We start from the raw sequence: 20962 nt of genomic DNA, 5'->3' as shown, positions 1-20962 counted from the left end.
AAAAATAAATGACAGAAATGCTTGTCGGTTTTCATGCCCCGTTCGGGATACCTCTTGAAAGCAAATCAAGAAGCATTCTCATGGGGAGCTCCGGAATGCCACATCACCCGACACAGAAGATTTTTCCTTTGAATGGCGTATTGCGTCGCGGCGTGTTCGCCACCTTGCTGGCCACCACACCGATGCTGCCGCACCTGGCCTGGGCTGAGGACTCGAGCGTCAGCCAGGCGCGTCAATACAGCATCGGCGCGGGCAACCTCGATCAGGTCCTGAATCGATTTGCCAGTGATGCGGGGATTCTGCTGTCGGTAGATGCGCAACTCACCGAGGGCAAGCGCAGCGCCGGGTTGCAGGGGCGTTTTGATGTGGCCCAAGGGCTTGAACGTGTTCTGTCGGGTAGTGGATTGCAGGCCATTTACGCTCAGGGCGGCTGGTCGTTGCAGCCTGTTGCGCAAAGCGGCCCGCTGCAGCTGGGTGCCACCCGGGTGAATGCCACCGAGGCGCTCGAAAATGCCTGGGGCCCGGTCGATGGAATCGTAGCCAAGCGCAGTGCGACCGGGACCAAGACCGATGCGGCACTGGTGGAAATTCCGCAGACCATCAACGTCGTCACCGCCGCCGAGATCAATTCCCGCAGCGCGCAAAGTGTCACTGAAGCCTTGCGTTACACGCCGGGCATCACCGGTGGCGGCTTCTCCGACCGGGTGAAGATCTTCGATGAGCCAACCTCGCGCGGCTTCTCACCCACGCCGTTGTACCTCGACGGCCTGCACCTGCCCTATGGCGGCGGCAGCACCGGTGGCGCGCTGCAGATCGAGCCGTACTCGCTGGAGCGTATCGAAGTGCTCAAAGGCCCGGCGTCGGTGCTGTACGGGCAAAATCAGCCCGGCGGCATCGTCAATCTGGTCAGCAAGCGTCCGACCGAAACGCCCCTGCATCAAATCAAATTCGAAGCCGGCAGCTACGACCATAAAAGCGCGGCCATCGACCTCGGTGGGCCGCTCGACGAAGAAGGCAAGTTCCTCTATCGCCTGACCGCGCTGGCCAACGACAGCAACGATGAAATCGATTACGTCGAGGAGCGCCGCCAGTTCATCGCGCCCAGTTTCACCTGGCGCCCGAGCGAAGACACCAGCCTGACGTTGTTCGCCCAGTACCAGAAAGACAAGGGCGTTCCCGAGGCCCAGGGCCTGCCTGCAGTAGGCACGGTGTTCGACAACCCCAACGGCAAGATCGACCGCGACCTGTTCCTCGGCGAGCCCGGCGTCAACGACTACCACCGCGAGCAGTACGCTTTTGGCTACGAGTTTTCCCACCGCCTGAACGACGTCTGGATCCTGAAGCAGAATGCGCGTTATGCCCGGGTCAATGACCACTACACTGCGCCGCTGCACGGCTACCGGTTCGTCACCAACCCGATCACCGGGCAAAACGACCAGCGCTACCAGACCCGCTACGGCGTGGACTGGCAACAGGACAACAAAGTCTTCGGCGTGGATAATATCGCCCAGGCCGAATTTGACACCGGCCCCTTCAGCCACACCGCAATCGTCGGCCTGGATTACTACCACTTCAATTCCAAGTTCGACGGCCTGTACGACTACAACCCGCCGATCATCGACTTGTTCACCCCGACCTACGGCCAGCCGCTGAATTTCGGCAACAACTACCGCTGGGACAACACCATCACCCAGACCGGCCTGTACGCTCAGGACCAAATCAAGCTGGATCAGTGGATCTTCGTCCTTGGCGGTCGTTATGACTGGGCCGAGACCGACAACAAACAACCGCTCAGCGGCGCTCACACCAGCAGCAAGGACGAGAAATTCACCGGGCGCGGCGGCATCGTCTACCTGTTCGATAACGGCCTTGCACCCTTCGTCAGCTATTCGGAATCGTTCCTGCCGCTCAGTGGCACCAACGTCCAGGGCAAAGCGTTTGACCCGTCCACCGGCAAGCAGTACGAAGCGGGCGTGAAATACCAACCGCCGGGGCAGAACAGCTTCGTGCAGATCTCCGCCTATGAGCTAGAACAGGAAAACATCCTGACCACCGACCTCGGCAACCCCGGGTTCAGCAATCAAAGCGGCGCCATCCGCTCCAAAGGCATCGAGTTCGAAGCCAAGGCAGAGCTGACCAAGGCACTGGACGTAATCGCCTCGGCATCGCGCAACGACATCAAATACACCAAGGACAACGACGGCCGCAAAGGTCGCCACCCGGCCGGCAACCCACCGCTAACCGCTGCGCTCTGGGTCAACTACACCTTGCTCGGTGACACACCCTTGTCAGGCCTGGCTGCCGGACTGGGCGCGCGTTACGCGAGAGGTAGTTACGGCGATGACTACGAAGGCGCCTTCCAGATCCCGTCCTACACCGTGTACGACGCAAGCCTGACCTACGACCTCGGCACCTCGGCTTTCCGCCTCAAAGGCGTGAAGCTGGCGCTGAACGTGAAAAACCTGACGGACGAGGAATACGTCGCCAGCTGCCGCAGCCAGTGGGATTGCTACTACGGCGAAGGCCGGACGGTGGTGTCGAGCCTGACTTACGATTGGTAAGACGCATCGCTACCCCGCCAAACGCAAATATTGCGAAACCCACCGAAACCTGTGGGAGCGGGCTTGCCCGCGAAGAGGCCATCACATTCAGTATCCATACTGACTGACACACCGCTTTGGACCTGCGTCGGCCACACTGCCATGGTCGCCGCAGATCCCCTGTAGGAGTGAGCCTGCTCGCGATTAGGGCCTATCAGGCGATGACTTGACTTTTTCATGCCGATGAAGTGGCGGGCGCTGGCGATTGCGGTTGTGAGCAGTGATTGCCTTGCTGAAATAAGCTTACCGACCACTCGGCAAGGGCGGTCGCGTTTCGACTTGTTCAAGGCTTACACGGTAAGTGGTGTAAGTGTTGCCGTCCTTCAGGTAGAGATTGCTCCGGTAATTGCTGACCGCGCCTTTGAGTTTGATATGCAGGCCGTTGGCGACGCGTTGAATGACCACGTCTTTCAAGTCGGTGTCCGAGACGAGGAAGGGAGGGGTCTTGCCCAGGAACACCCTCATGGTTTTGTCAGTCGATTCACGGTGATCCATATAGAACCTTAGCGACTTGGGGTCTGAACGGTCCCTGGCCTCCTCGATGATATAAAGCCACTCCCCCGGTATGAAGTTTTGCTTCAGGACTATTTGCGGAGGAAGCTCCGGTTTGTGCACGTAGCCATAGATAAGCGCCCCCGCGAAGCAGAGCAGGAAGATAATTGCGAAGTACTTTTTAAGCCTGAGCTTAAGGGCTTGCCATTCGGTTTTATTCATAGGCTTCAACTTTGGGCGTCAATGGTTGTCTTGATAAGCGCCCAGCGTGGCGCAGTGGCGACAATTGAATAGCAGTTGGTCGGGGGACATTTGGTCGGGATTGGGCGAAGAAGTCATACGCCGGATTTTGCCAGAGCAGACCGCTTCGCGGCGATAGACCGATAGGTTGCCCTGAAATACAGCCCCCAAATGAAGCTCGCCAAACGGGTAGAGTCCGCCGCCTCACCCCTTCCCAGACAAATCCGCCATCCCCTTCAACAACTCAATCGGCAGCGGAAACACAATCGTCGAGCTCTTATCCCCAGCAATCGAACTCAACGTCTGCATATACCTCAACTGCATCGCCCCAGGCTGACGGCCGAGCATCTCCGCAGCCTGCATCAGTTTTTCCGAGGCCTGCAATTCACCTTCGGCGTGGATGACTTTGGCGCGGCGCTCACGTTCGGCCTCGGCCTGTTTGGCGATAGCGCGAACCATCGATTCGTTGAGGTCGACGTGTTTGATTTCGACGTTGGCGACCTTGATGCCCCAGGCGTCGGTCTGGGCGTCGAGCACTTGCTGGATGTCGATGTTCAGGCGCTCGCGTTCGGCCAGCAACTCGTCGAGTTCGTGTTTGCCCAGTACCGCGCGCAAGGTGGTTTGTGCCAGTTGGCTGGTGGCCATGAGGAAGTCCTCGACTTGAATGATCGCCTTTTGTGGATCGAGAACGCGGAAGTAGAGCACGGCATTGACCTTGACCGAGACGTTGTCGCGGGTGATCACGTCCTGGGGCGGCACATCGAGCACTATCGTGCGCAGATCGACCCGGACCATTTGTTGGACCACCGGAATCAGCAGGATCAGGCCTGGTCCCTTGACCTGCCAGAAACGGCCGAGCTGGAACACCACGCCGCGTTCGTATTCGCGCAGGATGCGGAAGGTCGACCCCGCCAGGGCAATCAGCAACAGCAGGAGCGCGGCAAAACCCAATTGCAGACCCATGGTTATTCTCCGAGCGGCGATGCATCAGCCGCGGCGACTTGCAGCAGTAATCCCTTGCGCGCGACCACCCGCACTCGCTGGCCGGGTTGCAACGGTGTGGCACTGTGGACTTGCCACTGTTCTCCTTGCAGGTGCACCCAGCCGGCCAAGGAGTTGCCGGCTTGCAGGGCGGTGACCGGCGTTACGCTGCCGATCAGCCCAGCGTCGCCGCTGACGGTGTGGCGCGGTCGGGTTTTCAGGGCGTGGATCAGCAGGAACACCAGCAGCAACCCGCTGACCAGGCCCAGGCCGATCATCATCGGCACCGGGACCTCGGTGTTGGTAAGGATCACTGCGCCAATCACGAACATCACGATACCGCCCAGGCCGATGACGCCGTAGTTGGGCAGGGCGGCTTCGGCGATCAGGAAACCCAGGCCAAAAATGATCAGCCAGATGCCGATCGGGTTGGGCACCAGCAGCACAAGCGGGTCCGCAGCGAAAGCCGATCCGCTTAGCGCCAGGAAGAATGCAGCCGCACAACATCGGGTGTTCACGTGACCCTCCGGAAGAGTCAGCCAGTGGCTCTGTATAGAGTCTAGTCGAGGGCTTGACTGTATGAATTTTGATCAATTGCCACGCCGGCCCGATGGGCGGAATTCCCGCGCAATCGCCCTGGCCGGCCTAGACTTTTCTAAAGGAGCCAAGAGGTTTAATCATCGTCCGCAGGTGAACCATGCGGACACCGAGGTGCATCATGCGTATGGCAAGAACCGTGCAGAGCAGCCTGGAAAAGGCCAACTGCGAATTCGACATCGTCAGCCACCCTCACTCGGCCAGCAGCCTGGAAACCGCGCGGGTTGCCGGCATTCCTGCGGAGCGGGTGGCCAAGTCGGTGATCCTCGATGATCACCACGGTCGTTATCTGATGGCCGTGCTACCGGCCAGCCGCCATCTGGACCTGAGCAAGGTACGCGGCAGCGGCGAATGGCAGATCACCCGGGAAAGTAACCTGGCGCATCTGTTCAGTGATTGCGAGCGCGGGGCGGTGCCGGCGTTGGGCGAGTCCTATGGGTTGGAAATGGTCATCGACCCTTTGCTGACCCGGCAGAAAGATATCTATCTGGAGGCGGGCAACCACAACAACCTGGTGCACATGAGTGTTCCGCAGTATCTGAAAATGGTGCCGCATGCGCAGGTGTTCGAGGTGAGTGATTGAATTGTGCGGCGCCGGCTACATCGTTTCGCGAGCAGGCTCGCTCCCACAGGGGAAATGCGCTCAACTGTGGGAGCGAGCCTGCTCGCGATTATTTTTTGATCAACCCAGGAGTTCAGTATGGAATCCCCAACGCATAGCCTGCCATCTTTGTTCAAACAGCTAGGGCTGGCCGACGATCCGGTCAGCATCGACCAATTCATCGCCTCCCACTCACCGCTAAAGCCGGACCTGCACTTGGCGGATGCGTTTTTCTGGAGCAAGGCCCAGGCGGATTTCCTGCGTGACGAAATTCTGGATGACGCGGATTGGGCGGAGGTGATTGATCAGTTGAATGTGTTGTTGAGGAAGGGGCGGGGGGGGTAAACGTGAAAGTAAGTAATCTCAGGATTGCAGGCGAGTAAAAAAAAGACCAGAATTAAGACCTAAATGAGGTCTTAATTATGCAAAACGTTTTAGCCGACATGGCTGTCAGTGTGTCTGAATTGAAGAAAAATCCTTCTGCTGTTCTTAGCGGTGCGTTGGGTGGTCCAGTTGCAGTGCTGAATCATAATCGCGTTATGGGTTACATGGTTCCTGCGGACGTGTTCGAGCGCATGGTTGAACGCCTCGACGATCTCGAGTTGGCGGAAATCGTTCGCTCGCGTCTTCATGAGACGCCGATCCCGGTGACACTGGATGACTTATAGGCTCGAGTTCCTGCCATCTGCGCGCAAGGAGTGGGACAAGCTGGGACATACATTGCGCGAGCAGTTCAAGAAAAAACTGGCGGAAAGGTTAGAGATGCCTCGAATTCCGTCGGACTCCCTGCATGGAATGTCTGACTGCTACAAAATAAAGCTGAAGGCATCGGGTTATCGCCTGGTGTATCAGGTTGTTGAAGAGCGCGTAGTCGTTTCAGTGGTGGCTGTAGGCAAGCGAGAGCGCAGCGAAGTCTACGAGCGAGTTCGAAAACGCTGAAGGCAGCCAAATTGTTTCAAAACTTGACCAGTATTCCCCGCAAATGCGATATTGATAGTTAGCAAACTAACAGTGTGTGCATTTTCTCGTGCCGAAGAACCTCGACGCCCTCCAGATGAACATCAGCAGTGCCATGGTGGTTGCCGCCAGGCATTGGCGGAAAATCTGCCAGACCACGTTGGTCAACTACGGAATTTCCGAAGCCTGCGCCGTCCCGCTCCTGATGATCGGGCGTCTGGGTGAGGGCGTGCGTCAGGTAACGGTGGCGCAGGCGGCGGGGATGGAGAGTCCTTCGCTGGTGCGTTTGCTCGATCAGCTCTGTCATTCCGGCTATGTGCGCCGCACCGAAGACGCCCATGATCGCCGGGCCAAATGCCTGAGCCTGACTGAAAGCGGCCGCGAGCTGGTGCAAGCGGTCGAAGCCGAGCTGGTGCGCCTGCGCCATGAAGTGCTCGAAGGCATCGGCCAGAGTGACCTGGAAGCTACGCTGCGGGTTCTGCGCGCATTTGAGGCGGCGAATGCGCCGTCGGTAGTCAGCTCGTGAACGGATTTTTTGCCGGCATGCCGCCCGCTCGGGACTGGTTCTATGGAGTGCGCACATTCACCGCTTCGATGATCGCGCTGTACATCGCCATGCTTATGCAAATGCCCCGTCCATATTGGGCGATGGCCACGGTCTATATCGTCTCCAGCCCGTTTGTCGGCCCTACCAGCTCCAAAGCGCTGTACCGTGCGGTCGGGACTTTTCTCGGGGCCATGGCGGCGGTGTTCTTTGTGCCGATGTTCGTGCAAAGCCCTTATGTGCTGGTGGTCGTCATCGCGCTGTGGACCGGCACGCTGCTGTTTCTGTCCCTGCACCTGCGCACTGCCAACAGCTATGCATTGATGCTCGCCGGCTACACCTTGCCGCTGATCGCCCTGCCAGTGGTGGATAACCCGTTGGCGGTGTGGGATGTGGCGGAGGCGCGTACTGAAGAGATTTTTCTCGGCATCGCTGTAGCGGCGGTGGTGGGCGCGATGTTCTGGCCGCGCCGGCTGGCGCCGGTGTTCAACGACTCGGTCAACAAATGGTTTGCCGACGCCTCGACGTACAGCCAGCGGTTTCTCAGTCGCCAGGTGCAACCCGATGAAGTCAGCGCGCTGCGCTCGGCGATGGTGGCAACCTTCAACACCCTGGAATTGATGATCGGCCAGCTGCCTCACGAGGGCTCCCGACCGCAAACCGTACGCAACACCAAGGAGTTGCGCGGGCGGATGATTCACCTGCTCCCGGTGATCGACGACCTCGACGACGCGCTTTATGCCCTTGAGCGGCGCACCCCCGAACTGGTGGAAAAATTTGCTCCGCTGCTGGCGGCAACCACCCAATGGCTCGACCATCAGGACGCTGACCTGAATCGTTGGCAGTCCTTGAAAAATCAGCTCGAGGCCATGCAACCGAGTGCCGAGGCGCTGGATGATCGCAGGCAGTTGCTGTTCTCCAACGCGATCTATCGCCTCGGCGAATGGATCGACTTGTGGCAGGACTGCCGCAGCCTGCAATACGCCATCCAGTGCGAAAGCCAGGACAGCTGGCGGGCGGTGTACCGGCACTGGCGCCTGGGTCGGCTGACCCCGTTCCTGGATCGCGGGCTAATGTTCTATTCGGCGGCATCGACCGTGACCGCGATCATCGTGGCCTCGGTGCTGTGGATCCTGCTCGGCTGGACTGATGGCGGCGCTGCGGTAATTCTGGCGGCGGTGGCGTGCAGCTTTTTTGCCTCGATGGACGACCCGGCGCCGCAGATCTACCGGTTCTTCTTCTGGACCGCGATGTCGGTGGTGCTCGCCAGCCTGTACCTGTTTCTGGTCCTGCCGAACCTGCATGATTTCCCCATGCTGGTGCTGGCGTTTGCCGTGCCGTTCATCTGCATCGGCACCCTGACGGTCAAGCCGCAGTTTTACCTGGGCATGCTGCTGACACTGGTCAACACCTCGTCCTTCATCAGTATCCAGGGTGCCTATGACGCGGATTTCCTGAGCTTCGCCAACTCCAATCTGGCCGGACCGCTCGGCTTGCTGTTTGCCTTCGTCTGGACCCTGATTGCCCGCCCGTTCGGCGCGGAACTCGCGGCCAAGCGCCTGACCCGGTTCAGCTGGCGCGACATTGTCAGCCTTACCGAGCCGGCGACCCTGTCCGAACATCGGCACCTGGGCGTGCAGATGCTCGACCGGCTGATGCAGCATCTGCCGCGGCTGGCGATGACCGGCCAGGACACCGGCATTGCCCTGCGCGAAGTGCGAGTGGCGTTGAACCTGCTCGATTTGCTGGCCTACACGCCGCGGGTGACTGGCGCACCGCAGGCGCTGCTGCATCAGGTGGTCGCCGAAGTCGGCCAGTACTTCAAGGCTTGCCTCAAGGCGGACGAGCGCTTGCCGGCGCCGATCGCGCTGCAGATGACGCTCGATCGCAGCCGCCGCGCGCTCACTCCGGAGTGTGATGAAGGTGCGCGCCTGCATCTGCTGCACGCTCTGAGCGGCCTGCGCCTGGCGCTGCTGCCGGGGGTGGAATTTGTCGGCTCGGGCGAACTCGAAGAACCGCTTCCCCATGGCATTGATGGAGCGCCTCTATGATTGGTGATCTGGATATCAGCGGGGTGTTCCTGCCCACGCTGCTGGTGCTGATGGGCATTACCTACGTGATTTTCCTGCTGGTGCACGGGCTGCTGACGCGTCTGCACTTTTACCGTCTGGTCTGGCACCGGGCATTGTTCAACGTGGCTCTCTACGCCTTGCTTCTAGGCGCCGTGGATTCACTCAGTCGATACCTGATGACATGAAAAAACCTTTTCTGACCCTCGGTCGCGTGGTTCTGACCCTGCTGATCGTGACCTTCGCCGTTGTCGTCGTGTGGCGCATGGTGATGTATTACATGTTCGCCCCATGGACCCGCGACGGGCACATCCGTGCCGATATCGTGCAGATTGCGCCGGACGTGTCCGGGTTGATCCAGTCCGTGGAAGTGCGCGACAACCAGTTGGTGAAACGCGGCCAGGTGCTGTTCAGCATTGACCAGGACCGCTTCAAACTGGCGTTGCGCCAGGCCAAGGCCGCCGTGGCCGATCGCCAGGAAACCCTGGCGCAGGCGCAACGCGAGCACAAGCGTAACCGTGGCCTGGGCAACCTGGTGCCAGGCGAGCAATTGGAAGAAAGCCAGTCCCGGGTCGCCCGCGCCGAAGTTGCCCTGATGGAAGCCCAGGTGGCGGTGGACAGCGCCCAGCTCAATCTGGATCGCTCGACCATCCGCAGCCCGGTGGATGGCTACGTCAACGACCGCGCGCCGCGCACTCAGGAATTCGTCACCGCTGGCCGGCCAGTATTGTCAGTGGTGGACAGCAACTCGTTCCACATCGATGGCTATTTCGAAGAGACCAAGCTGGACGGCATTCACGTCGGCCAGAGCGTCGATATCCGTGTAGTGGGCGACCGCGCCCGGTTGCGCGGGCATGTCGAAAGCATCGTCGCCGGCATCGAAGATCGCGACCGCAGCAGCGGCAGTAATCTGCTGCCCAACGTCAACCCGGCATTCAGCTGGGTACGGTTGGCCCAGCGGATTCCGGTGCGCATTGCCTTTGACGAAGTGCCGGCGGACTTCCGCATGATCGCCGGGCGTACCGCAACGGTGTCGATCATCGACGATCAGCAGCAGGAGCCCGCGCAATGAGCAAGGCTTCGGGTTTGGCGGTGATCGGGCTGGGCATGTTGCTGTCGGCCTGCCAGGTGGTCGGCCCGGATTACCATTTGCCGGACGAAGCTGCTGTGCACCGCGATGATTTTCAGGGTGAGCTGGCGGTGAACGACGCAAATGTCGTTTCTGCGCCAGTGCCCGGCGACTGGTGGCGGCTGTACCAGGATCCGCGTCTGGATCAGTTGGTGCAGCAAGCCATGGCGAGCAACACCGATTTGCGCGTGGCGGCGGCGAATATTTCCCGGGCGCGGGCCCAGGTCGACGAAGCCCAGGCGGCTGGCGGCTGGAGTGGCGGGGTCAAAATCGGCGCCCAACGGTTGCAGGAGTCCGGCGAAGCCTTCTTGCAGCCGGACAAAGTGCCGGTAGCCAATGTTGGCGACATCGGCATTACTACCTCGTATCAATTCGATCTGTTCGGCACCTTGCAGCGTGGCATCGAGGCGGCGAAGGCCAATGCCGACGCCACCCAGGCGGCGGCGGATACCGCACGAATCACCCTGGTGGCCGACGTCGTGCGGGCATACACCCAGGTCTGCGCGGCTAACGAAGAACGTGAAATCGCCCAGCACTCCCTGGATTTGCAAGCCCAGGGCACCACACTGGTGCAGCGCCTGCGCGACGCTGGACGAGGGGATGAAACCCAGGTCACCCGTTCGCAAACCCAATTCAAATCCTTGCGCGCCGAGATGCCGCGCTATGAGGCGGCCCGTCAGGCGGGGCTATTCCGTTTGTCGATGCTGCTGGCCAAACCCGTGGAGCAACTGCCTGCCGGCACCGCTACTTGTGCCGAGTTGCCAAAAATCGCCCAACTGTTGCCCGTCGGTGACGGCGCCACGTTGCTCAAGCGCCGCCCTGATGTACGGCAAGCGGAGCGCCGTCTGGCGGCCTCCACCGCCGGCATCGGCATCGCCACGGGCGAGTTGTACCCGGACATCAGCATCGGCGCGACCGTCGGTACGGTCGGTATCCTGGAAAACCTTGGCAAGCCAGCGACCAATCGCTGGGGCTTCGGCCCGCTGTTGACCTGGACCGTGCCGTCCAACGGCTCGCGAGCGAGGATTCGTGAGGCCGAAGCGACGACTCAGGGCGCCCTGGCCCATTTCGACGGGGTCGTGCTCAACGCGATCCGCGAAACCCAGACCGGCCTGGCCCAGTACTCGGCGTTGCTGCAACGCCGCGATGCCCTGGCCGACGCGGAACAGTCAGCCCAGCAGGCAGCAGACCAGACCCACCGCTTCTTCCAGGCCGGCCGCGCGTCGTTCCTGGCAGACCTGCAAGCCACCCGCACCTACACCGACGTACGGGCGCAATTGGCTGCAGCCAACACCCAGGTTGCCATGAGCCAGATCGATTTGTTCCTGGCGCTGGGCGGCGGCTGGGAAAGCGGACGAACGCAAGGTGCGAACGCCAGCAAACCCTGAGGCCGTTGCTATGCTTTGATTTGTTGGGCTGACGCGCCACGAGCCACGCCAGTCCACTGATCAGGGCTCGCGTTGGTCATGGGGACTAAAATAATGAAAAACCCTTATGCTCCCGGCTTCTGGTGCGCTATTGCCGCACTGGTTCTGCTGTCAGCGACGTACTTCTACGGCATCATGCTGGCCCACCAGATCGACAAGGCCCTGATCTTTCTTGACAGTGCCTCGGCGCTGATCGCCGTGCTGTCCATAGTGGTGGTCGCCTGGGCTTCGGTTCAGGGCACGCGCATCAAGAAAAAACACCTGGAACAAGGCAAGACCCTGGTGCTCATCTGGGACACCAAGGTGGCGCTGCGTCGTGTCGAAACAGTGTTCGACCGGTATTTCTGGGGCAGCTACTGGCAACCCGGGCGGACTTTCCAGGAAGTCATGGGTGAGCTTACCGGCACGCCGCTGGAAAAAAGCCTGGAAACCTTGAAGAAGCAGTGCTTGGCGCTGGACAAGCAGGTCTCTGATGAGGGTCGGCACTGGCTGAGCAATGCCCGCGAGCTCTCCGACGTCGCCACCGCCATGGCCCGCGAGCGTTATCAGCTGGACTTCTGCGACCCGCGCGCGGAAGTGACGGGCGGGGCGGTGATCAATCGGGATTTCGAGGTGCTGGTGTATACCTGGACTGCGCGGCTGAAGAGTTTTGATCATCAGCTGGATGAGATTGAGGTGCAGTATTCCTGATTCTGTGTTTGGCAGGAACGACGCCATCGCGAGCAGGCTCACTCCTACATTGGAATGCATCCCCCTGTAGGAGTGAGCCTGCTCGCGATAGCGATTTGCTATACGCCGAAACTCTCCACCCCCCGCACAGTCCCATGGACACTCTTTAACCTTTAATCATTGGGCCACCCAGCGTGCCCGGTGCTAATCTCCATCGCACTTTTATGCGCAGTCGTGTCTGCAACCCTCCAATGGGTTCAGGGAAGACGACCACACCTTCAAACAACGGACATTGATCGGGTAATTCATGAATAAATCAGCAGGCGTGCTTCTGGGAATTGTCGTGGCAATCGGTGCAATCAGCGCTGGCGGTGCCTGGTACACCGGCACCAAGCTTGAAGGAGTGCTCAACACCTCGATCGCCGATGCCAACAAGGAGCTGCAGGCCGCGCTGACAGGGTCCAATGGCACCGCCTCGCTGGAGCTGGTGTCGCTGGAACGCAACATATTCAGCAGCACCGCGCATTACCGCCTCAAGGGCGAAGGCGAGATGTTCGGTGAGGCCCCGGTAGAACTGCTGTTTGTCGACCATATCGAGCACGGCCCGCTACCTTTCTCGCGCCTGGTGTCGCTGAAGTGGCTGCCGGTCATGGCCACCAGTCACTACGAACTGGAAAAGACCCCGCTCACCGCCAAGTGGTTCGCCGCGGCCAAGGACAAGTCCCCGCTTACTGGCGTGGTCAACATCGGCTACGACAAATCCACCAACGGCAACCTGCAGTTGCTGCCGCTGGACGCCGCACTGGACGACAAGTCGCAGCTGAAATTCTCCGGGCTCAATCTTGATATCGACGCCAGTGCCCAGGCGCAGAAGGTCAAGGCCAACGGCTACATGGACAGCCTGACCCTGACCACGGTGGCAGAAGACCAGACCCCGGTTAAAGTCGAGCTCAGCGGCCTGACGTTCGCCAGCAACCTGACCAAAAGTACCTATGGCTACTATGTCGGCGAAAACACGGTTGAGTTGACTGACAACAAGACCACTTTCGGCGCCGGCCAGTCGGTCCTGGGCCTGAAAAAATTTGAGATGAAGAACCAGACCGAAGAGTCGGGCACCAGCGCTTCGGGCCGTGCCGATTACAAAGTCGGTGAGGTGTCGCTGAACGGCAAGACCATCGGTTCCGCGCAGATGGCCATGAGCCTGAAAAATCTTGATATCCCGGCGACCATGTCGTTGATGCAGGTTTACCAGACCAAGCTGCAACCTTACGAGAAGGCGGCCGCTGAAGCGGCAGCGGCGGGTCAACCGGCGCCGGAACTGGTGCTGACCCCTGCCGAAGAGGCACAGGTCAAAACCGGCCTGGAAAAACTGCTGGCGGCCGGGCCGCAGGTAGCGCTGGAAAACCTCTCGCTGAAGACTGCCAACGGTGAGAGCAAGGCCAACATGGTGCTGGACCTGACCAAGCCGAAATCCATGGACCTGCCGCCAGACCAGTTGACCCAACAGCTGATCGCACTGCTGGACTTCAACGTGCTGGTGTCCAAGCCGATGCTGGTCGACCTGTTCAGCGTGCAGTCGCAAATCGATGGTCAGACCGATGCCAAGCTGATCGCCGACCAGGCCACGGCCACCGCTGATATGTTCGGCAGCATGGCGGTAGGCAGCCAGTTTGCAAAACTGGACGGCAACAACATCGTCACCAAGCTGCACTACGCCAACAACCAGGTGGAATTCAACGGCCAGAAGATGACTGTTGAAGAATTTGTCGGCTTCATCATGAGCAAAATTGGTGGTGCTGGCCCGGTCGAATAAGGCCTTCCGCTACTCGCAAACGCCCGGCCTCCGACCTCTCGGACGCCGGGCGTTTTGCTGTCTGCGATTTGCCAAGGCGTTTAGACGGGGGCAAATCCTTGCTGAATCTGAACAATTATTGTGTTGCGCAAAGTCAGCGTCTCTTGCGTGCAAACTGCCTCGCCCAAACTGGTTGGACCCTTCGGGTCCGGCTTTTCCGTGCCGAATGGGCAAGGGGCAATGCGACCCAACTGGCCATGTAAGGAAGCTGACGAATGCCCCGTAAAGATGGTCCCTTTTTGCAGCGTGGTTTACGCCCCCTGTTGCGGGTAGCCCTGTGCAGCCAGTTCCTGTGGCCGGCGCTGGCAGTTGCCGATACCGCTTATGACCAGCTGGTACTGGATGCCCGTGCGGGTAACTACGCACCGGCGCTGAAGGTGCTGCGCGAAGTGCCCGTGGCAATGGCTACCCCTGGCCAGGTCAGTGATCACATCCTGATCGCCAGCTGGGCTGGCCTCGACGCGGAAGTGGTCAAGGTCTATGAGACCCAAGGCCGCAATCATGACCTGTCGGTACAGGCCCTGAGCGTCACCGCGCGGGCTTATCGCAACCTCAAGCAGTGGGATTCTGCGACCCAGGTCTACAGCAAGGCGCTGTCCCGCGAACCTGAGAATGCCGATCTCCAGCTGGGCCTGGCATTGACCCAGGCCGACGCTGGCAAGCCGGACCAGGCGGTCAGCCGGGCCAAGGCGCTGGTGGCGGCCAAACCGGACGACGCTACACGCCGGATGGCACTGGGTTACGCCTACAGCCGTGCCGGTAATAGCTACGACTCGCTGTTCGAATATGACCAGGCATTCACTCGCGCCGGCAGCAAGCCCGAAGTCGTTCGCGAATACATCAATGCCCTGCAGCGTGCCCGTTTGCCGGAACCGGCATTGCGCCTGGCGCGTCTGCGGCCGGGGGTGATCGACCCGGTGACCCTGCGTCGTCTCGAAGGTGATCTCGCCGCCGAGCGGGTGCGCCTGGCCGAGCTGGCGACCCGTACCGAACAGGAGCGCTACGTGATCGCCGATCGCGCTTTGGCCGATTACGACAAACTGATTGCCACCTGGTCCGCAGACCCACTGGCCCACGACGATGTCACCCGTTGGCGCATCGACCGCATGGGGGCGCTCAAGGCCCGGGCGCGCACCGCCGAGGTGATTGGCGAATACCAGAAGCTGGTCGCTGAGGGTGTGAAGATTCCGACCTACGCCCTGCGCTGGGTTGCGTCGTCCTACCTTGATCAGCGCGAGCCGGAAATGGCCGTCGACCTGTATCGCCAGGTGTTGGCCGCGCCGGATGCCGATGTCGGTGATCGCCTGGAAGACAGCACCGCGCTTTACTACGCCCTGCTCGAAAGCGACCGCGCTGATGAAGCGCGCAAGGTCGCCGAGGACGCCGCCAAGAGCCAGCGCCCGCGAATCGAACTGCGTGGCCTGCCAGTAGGCAATCCGAACGATGAGTGGATGGACGCCCAGCAGCTGGCGGCGCAGGCCGGGACCTACGGTTCCGATCTGCCGCACGGTGAAGAGCGCCTGCAAACGTTGGTCGATCAGGCCCCCGGCAACATAGGCCTGCGCCTGGCCCAGGCCGATCTGTACCTGGCGCGAGGCTGGCCACGGCGCGCCGAGAATCAGCTTAAGGAAACCGAGAGCATGGCACCGCGAGCACTCGGGCTGGAAGTCGCTCAGGCGCATACGGCCACGGACTTGCAGGAATGGCGTCAGGTCGATGCCCTGACCGACGACGTGGTCGCACGCTACCCGGACAATCGGCAAGTGCAGCGTCTGGCACGCCAGCGCGAAGTGCATGACATGGCCGAACTGCGCGTCGAATCCTACGGTGGCAAAAGTTATGGCGGCGACAGCGGTGACGCTGGCGCGGTCAACGGCAGCCGCGATTTCGGTATCGAGAGTACGCTGTACAGCCCACCCATCGATGAAGACTGGCGCCTGTTTGCCGGTGCCGGCTACGCCACCGGCGACTTCCAGGAAGGCACGGGCAACCATCGTTTCCAGCGAGTCGGCCTGGAGCGTCGCACCCGCGACATGACCCTGGAAGTGGAAGTGTCCAATCACTCCTACGGCTTCGGTGACAAACAGGGCGCGCGCCTGGCGATTGCCCGCGACATCAACGATCAATGGCAGTACGGCGGCAGCCTCGAGTACTTCTCGGCGCAAACACCGCTGCGCGCCCTGAACAGCGACATCACCGCCAACGGCGGCAGCGGCTTTATTCGCTGGCGCGCCAACGAAAGTCGCGAGTGGAAACTGGCGGTGAGCCCGTCGCACTTCAGCGATGGTAACAACCGCGTCGAAACCCTGCTCACCGGTCGCGAAGGCGTCTACAGCAGGCCGGGCATGCAGGTCGACGTGGGTCTGGAAGTCGCCGCCAGTCACAACAGCAACTCCGAAGACGTGCCGTATTTCAACCCGAAAACCGACTTCAGCGTCATGCCGACGGTCAGCGTCAATCACGTGCTGTACCACCGCTACGAAACCAACTGGTCGCAGCAATTCGTGGCCGGTGCGGGTACCTACAGTCAGCGTGATCACAGCACTGGCGCCATGGGCCTGCTGGGTTATGGCCAGCGTTATAGCTGGAACGACGTGATTGAGGTGGGCGGCATGCTGAGCGTGATCAACCGACCTTATGACGGCGATCGCGAGAGCGATCTGCGCCTGCTCGTCGACCTTACTTTCCGCTTCTAGAAGAGTTTGAAGATGCCTTTGATCACGCGTTTCATCCTTTTGCTGGGAGCGCTGTTTATCAGCGCTTGCGCCCAGCAAGCTCCGGCTTTCACGTCGCCTGCCCAACGCCCGGTCGAGGCGAACGAAGCGCCGTGGCCGAAAAACCATGTGCTCGGCATCGCCTACCACGACGTCGAGGACCGTGACCCCGACCAGGCTGTCGTGGCCGTGCGCACCGAGCGCATGATCGAACAGCTGGCCTGGCTGCGCGAGAACAACTACAAGCCGGTGACCGTCGACCAGATCATGGCAGCGCGCAGCGGTGGCCCCGAGCTGCCGCCGCGGGCGATCCTGCTGAGCTTCGATGATGGTTATTCGAGCTTCTACACCCGCGTGATGCCGGTGCTGCGTGCTTACAACTGGCATGCACTGCTGGCGCCGGTTGGCACCTGGATCGATACACCGCTCAATCGACCGGTGGATTTCGCCGGCACTCCGCGCAAACGTACGGACTTTCTGACCTGGGACCAGGTACGAGAAGTCTCGCAATCGGGCCTGGTGGAAATCGCCGCGCACACCGATGCCAACCACAAAGGCGTGCTGGCCAATCCCCAGGGCAACCTGCAGCCGGCCGCCGCTACCCGGCGCTACGATGCGGTGGCCAAGCGTTATGAAACCGAAGACGAATTCAAAGCGCGGCAACGGACTGACGTCGCAGCGATCTCGGAAAAAATCCGCAAGGTCACCGGTAAAAAACCGCGGGTGTGGGTCTGGCCGTATGGCTCCGCCGATGGCACGACCTTGCAAGTGGTCAACGAGCAGGGCTACCAGATGGCCCTGACCCTGGATGACGGCCTCGACACCCTCGATAACCTGATGAGCAGCCCGCGTTTCCTGGTGGCCTCCGATCCGGATGGCATGCACTTCGCCAACGCCATCGTCGGTGCGCAGTCCCAGGCGCCGATGCGCGTGGTGCACGTGGACCTGGATAACGTCTACGATCCGGACCCGGCCCAGCAGGAAATCAACCTCGGCAAACTGATCCAGCGCATGGCCGACATGGGCGCCAACACGGTGTTCCTGCAAGCCTTTGCCGACCCCAAAGGCGACGGCCTGGTGCACTCGCTGTACTTCCCCAACCGTCACCTGCCGATGGCTGCCGATATCTTCGACCGCGTGGCCTGGCAGCTGCGCACCCGGGCGCATGTCAAGGTCTATGCGTGGATGCCGGTGCTGAGTTTTGCCCTCGATTCGAAGCTGCCGCGTGTGACGCGCTGGGATCCGCAAACCGGTTCCACCTCGGTTGATCCCAACCAGTACAAACGTCTGTCGCCGTTCGATCCGAACGTGCGGCGCATTATCGGCGAAATCTACGAAGACGTGGCGCGTCTGACTTCGGTCGACGGCATCCTGTACCACGATGACGCAGTGCTGTCGGACTTCGAAGACGCCAGCCCCGACGCGCTGAAAGTCTACGCCGCCAACGGTCTGCCCGGCTCGATTGCAGCCTTGCGCGCCGACCCTGCCGTGTTGCAGCGCTGGACTCGTTTCAAGAGTCGCTACCTGATCGATTTTACCAAGGAACTGACCGCCAAGGTCCAGGCGATCCGCGGTCCTCAGGTGCAAACCGCGCGCAACATTTTCGCCGAGCCCATGCTCAATCCCGAAAGCGAAACCTGGTTCGCACAGAACCTCGACGACTTCCTCGGCACCTACGACTGGACCGCGCCGATGGCCATGCCGCTGATGGAAAAACAGACCACTGAGGACTCTGGCCCATGGCTGGAAAAACTGGTGGCGACGGTCAAAGCCCGGCCGGGCGCGCTGGAGCGCACGGTGTTCGAATTGCAGGCCAAGGACTGGACCAAAAAGACCGACTCCGACATCAAGGCAACGCAGCTGGCGGACTGGATGACCATCCTCAAGCGTCAGGGCGCGACCAGCTTCGGCTACTACCCCGACAACTTCCTCGAGAACCAGCCGGACCTGAAAACCGTGCGGCCCGCGCTCTCCAACAAGTGGAATCCATAACATGCTGGATAGACTCCTGGCCGTGTCGATACTGGCGATCGTCCTCGGGATTCCCCTGGGGCTGATCTTCCTGCTTACCGGGCAATTCCTGATGGACTTCGTGTTCTTCTATCCATTGTTCATGTCGGCATTGTGGATCGCCGGTGGCCTGTACTTCTGGCTGCACTGGGAGCGCCACTGGCCCTGGAAGGACGACACCCTGCCACCTCCACTGGCCGGTGAACCGTTGATTTCGATCCTGATCCCTTGCTTCAACGAAGGGGAAAACGTCGCCGACACCATCCACGCGGCGCTGGCCCAGCACTACCCGAACATCGAAGTCATCGCGATCAACGATGGCTCTAAAGACAACACCGGTGCCGTGCTCGACGCGCTGTCGGTGCTGGATCCACGGTTGCGTGTGCTGCACCTGGCGGAAAACCAGGGCAAGGCGGTCGCCCTGCGCATGGGCGCCATTGCAGCGCGTAGTGAGTACCTGGTGTGCATCGACGGCGATGCGTTGTTGGCACCGAACACCGCCGCTTATCTGGTGGCGCCGATGCTCGACAATGCACGTCTGGGCGCGGTTACCGGCAACCCGCGCATCCGCACTCGCTCAACCCTGGTAGGGCGCGTGCAGGTCGGCGAGTTCTCCTCGATCATCGGGTTGATCAAGCGCACCCAGCGGGTGTTCGGACGAATCTTCACGGTCTCCGGCGTGATCGTAGCGTTCCGTCGTACGGCCCTGAACCGGGTCGACTACTGGAGCCCCGAGATGATCACCGAAGACATCGATATCAGCTGGAAACTGCAACTCGACCACTGGAGCATTTTCTACGAGCCACGCGCGCTGTGCTGGATCCTCATGCCGGAAACCCTTGGCGGCCTGTGGAAACAGCGACTGCGCTGGGCCCAGGGTGGCGCCGAAGTGCTGTTCAAGAATATTCGCGGCATCTGGCAATACCGTCATCGTTATCTCTGGCCACTGTTGTTCGAATACTGCCTGTCGACCGGCTGGGCGTTCACTTTCCTGCTGTCGGTGATCTTCTGGGTCCTGGGCAAGTTCATCCACATGCCGGCCGCCATCGCGGTGGATAACCTGATGCCGCCAGCCTTCACCGGCCTGTTGCTGGCGGTGGTCTGCCTCATGCAATTCGCCATCAGCATCCTGATCGATCGCCGCTACGAGAAGGGTCTGTGGAAAACCATGTTCTGGGTGGTCTGGTATCCGTTGGTGTTCTGGCTGATCAGCCTGCTCACCACCTTGGTCAGCTTCCCGAAAGTGCTGTTCCGGCAACACCAGAAACGTGCGCGCTGGGTCAGCCCGGACCGTGGCATCAAGCCAATTAATGACGAAGAGGAAGTTATTCGATGAAAATCATCAGAACCCGACAGCGTCCGTTCCTGGTAGTGATCGACGCATTTTTCACGGTCCTGGCCTGGATCGGCCTGCTCTATCTGCTGGTGACCGGGCTCTGGCCGCTGGTCGACAGGCAGAATGGGCCGCGTATCGATGCAGCAGTATTCGACGCGCTGGGCACACTGCAAATCTACCTGTGGGTGGCGCTGATCAACGCGGTGATCCTGATTTCCTGGGCCCGCTACCAGCATCGCAAAAGCCGCAGCTACGCCCAACGACGCCTGCCTGCGCCGGTGGTCAACGACCAAGGCCTGCGCAAGAGCTTCCACCTGACGGGCGACCGACTGGAACAACTGCGCATGCCCGGTTCGATGACCATTCACAATGACCAGGAAGGCCACATCAGCCAGGTGCTGCCGCATTTTTTCCGCATCGCTGCGGATCGAAGAGCGTTGCCGCTGGCGATTCGTTTGCCGGCGGAAGATGAGCCACTGCAGCAGCACTGAATCACAAGCAAATGTGGGAGCGAGGCCGGGCTCGATTTCTGTTTTACACCACGATCACCTGTGGGAGCCAAGCTTGCTCGCGATGGCGGCCATCCAGTCACTGAATCACTGCCTGACACAATGCCATCGCGGGCAAGCCCGGCTCCCACAGGTTTTGTGTCGATCACAAGTAGTGCACAGTTCAATGTGTGCGAGCCTGCCCGTGTAAGGCCATACACAAATGAAATGCTGACCCTGTAGGAGCTGCCGAAGG

General features: G+C 60.6%; 19 protein-coding genes. 16 read left to right on the top strand and 3 right to left on the bottom strand.

The annotated features are described in order from the left end of the window. Nucleotides 1-95: 95 nt before the first annotated feature. Nucleotides 96-2561: a TonB-dependent siderophore receptor gene (locus ACYZTK_RS14665; RefSeq protein ID WP_462010554.1), complete on the top strand. Its 2466-nt coding sequence runs from the start codon at nt 96-98 to the stop codon at nt 2559-2561. A gap of 282 nt (nt 2562-2843) precedes the next feature. Here ACYZTK_RS14665 and ACYZTK_RS14660 read toward each other — a convergent pair whose 3' ends face one another. The 3 genes from ACYZTK_RS14660 to ACYZTK_RS14650 all read right to left on the bottom strand — a co-directional run bounded on the left by ACYZTK_RS14660 (nt 2844) and on the right by ACYZTK_RS14650 (nt 4831). After that, on the bottom strand, nt 2844-3314 hold the full coding sequence (locus ACYZTK_RS14660; RefSeq protein ID WP_462010553.1) for a hypothetical protein: 471 nt from the start codon (nt 3312-3314) through the stop codon (nt 2844-2846). A gap of 222 nt (nt 3315-3536) precedes the next feature. Continuing rightward, on the bottom strand, nt 3537-4295 hold the full coding sequence (locus ACYZTK_RS14655; RefSeq protein ID WP_247292670.1) for a slipin family protein: 759 nt from the start codon (nt 4293-4295) through the stop codon (nt 3537-3539). Nucleotides 4296-4297: 2 nt separating this feature from the next. After that, the gene (locus tag ACYZTK_RS14650) at nt 4298-4831 is read right to left on the bottom strand and encodes an NfeD family protein (protein ID WP_462010552.1); all 534 of its coding nucleotides are present in this window, start codon (nt 4829-4831) and stop codon (nt 4298-4300) included. A 200-nt stretch (nt 4832-5031) separates the two neighbouring features. Between ACYZTK_RS14650 and ACYZTK_RS14645 the strand changes: the two genes are divergently transcribed. The 15 genes from ACYZTK_RS14645 to pgaD all read left to right on the top strand — a co-directional run bounded on the left by ACYZTK_RS14645 (nt 5032) and on the right by pgaD (nt 20709). Then, complete coding sequence (locus ACYZTK_RS14645) at nt 5032-5493, top strand: aminoacyl-tRNA deacylase (protein ID WP_462010551.1); 462 nt, start codon at nt 5032-5034, stop codon at nt 5491-5493. A 117-nt stretch (nt 5494-5610) separates the two neighbouring features. Continuing rightward, nucleotides 5611-5856 (top strand): DUF2789 domain-containing protein, encoded by a 246-nt coding sequence (locus ACYZTK_RS14640; RefSeq protein WP_462010550.1) that lies wholly within the window; start codon nt 5611-5613, stop codon nt 5854-5856. Nucleotides 5857-5933: 77 nt separating this feature from the next. After that, nucleotides 5934-6179 (top strand): type II toxin-antitoxin system Phd/YefM family antitoxin, encoded by a 246-nt coding sequence (locus tag ACYZTK_RS14635; RefSeq protein ID WP_462010549.1) that lies wholly within the window; start codon nt 5934-5936, stop codon nt 6177-6179. Further along, the gene (locus tag ACYZTK_RS14630) at nt 6169-6450 is read left to right on the top strand and encodes a type II toxin-antitoxin system RelE family toxin (protein ID WP_462010548.1); all 282 of its coding nucleotides are present in this window, start codon (nt 6169-6171) and stop codon (nt 6448-6450) included. The genes ACYZTK_RS14635 and ACYZTK_RS14630 overlap by 11 nt, the downstream gene beginning before the upstream one ends. A gap of 115 nt (nt 6451-6565) precedes the next feature. Then, a complete protein-coding gene (locus tag ACYZTK_RS14625) occupies nt 6566-6994 on the top strand; it encodes a MarR family winged helix-turn-helix transcriptional regulator (RefSeq protein WP_462010547.1) in 429 nt (142 codons plus the stop codon). Beyond that, nucleotides 6991-9063 carry an FUSC family protein gene (locus ACYZTK_RS14620; protein ID WP_462010546.1) on the top strand — a complete coding sequence of 691 codons (2073 nt, stop codon included), beginning with the start codon at nt 6991-6993 and terminating at the stop codon, nt 9061-9063. Before ACYZTK_RS14625 ends, ACYZTK_RS14620 begins: the two co-directional genes overlap by 4 nt. Continuing rightward, nucleotides 9060-9269, top strand: coding sequence for a DUF1656 domain-containing protein (locus tag ACYZTK_RS14615; protein WP_045059488.1), 210 nt, complete (start codon nt 9060-9062; stop codon nt 9267-9269). Before ACYZTK_RS14620 ends, ACYZTK_RS14615 begins: the two co-directional genes overlap by 4 nt. Beyond that, nucleotides 9266-10153: an efflux RND transporter periplasmic adaptor subunit gene (locus ACYZTK_RS14610; protein ID WP_462010545.1), complete on the top strand. Its 888-nt coding sequence runs from the start codon at nt 9266-9268 to the stop codon at nt 10151-10153. The genes ACYZTK_RS14615 and ACYZTK_RS14610 overlap by 4 nt, the downstream gene beginning before the upstream one ends. Next, on the top strand, nt 10150-11598 hold the full coding sequence (locus ACYZTK_RS14605) for an efflux transporter outer membrane subunit (protein WP_462010544.1): 1449 nt from the start codon (nt 10150-10152) through the stop codon (nt 11596-11598). The genes ACYZTK_RS14610 and ACYZTK_RS14605 overlap by 4 nt, the downstream gene beginning before the upstream one ends. Nucleotides 11599-11691: 93 nt before the next feature. Beyond that, complete coding sequence (locus tag ACYZTK_RS14600) at nt 11692-12327, top strand: NADH:ubiquinone oxidoreductase subunit N (protein WP_462010543.1); 636 nt, start codon at nt 11692-11694, stop codon at nt 12325-12327. Nucleotides 12328-12613: 286 nt separating this feature from the next. Then, complete coding sequence (locus tag ACYZTK_RS14595; RefSeq protein ID WP_462010542.1) at nt 12614-14119, top strand: YdgA family protein; 1506 nt, start codon at nt 12614-12616, stop codon at nt 14117-14119. Nucleotides 14120-14373: 254 nt separating this feature from the next. Further along, nucleotides 14374-16854: a poly-beta-1,6 N-acetyl-D-glucosamine export porin PgaA gene (gene pgaA, locus ACYZTK_RS14590; RefSeq protein ID WP_462010541.1), complete on the top strand. Its 2481-nt coding sequence runs from the start codon at nt 14374-14376 to the stop codon at nt 16852-16854. A 12-nt stretch (nt 16855-16866) separates the two neighbouring features. Beyond that, nucleotides 16867-18864, top strand: a complete 1998-nt coding sequence (gene pgaB / locus ACYZTK_RS14585; RefSeq protein WP_462010540.1) for a poly-beta-1,6-N-acetyl-D-glucosamine N-deacetylase PgaB — start codon at nt 16867-16869, stop codon at nt 18862-18864. Between the two features lies 1 nt (nt 18865). Then, entirely contained in the window at nt 18866-20218 is a 1353-nt protein-coding gene (gene pgaC, locus ACYZTK_RS14580) for a poly-beta-1,6-N-acetyl-D-glucosamine synthase (RefSeq protein ID WP_462010539.1), read from the top strand. Beyond that, complete coding sequence (gene pgaD / locus ACYZTK_RS14575) at nt 20215-20709, top strand: poly-beta-1,6-N-acetyl-D-glucosamine biosynthesis protein PgaD (protein WP_462010538.1); 495 nt, start codon at nt 20215-20217, stop codon at nt 20707-20709. The genes pgaC and pgaD overlap by 4 nt, the downstream gene beginning before the upstream one ends. The last annotated feature ends 253 nt before the right edge of the window (nt 20710-20962 follow it).

Source organism: Pseudomonas sp. LB3P31, assembly GCF_054897945.1.
The sequence above is the reverse complement of the archived record's forward strand: the minus strand, read 5'-3'. Positions and strand labels throughout refer to the sequence as shown.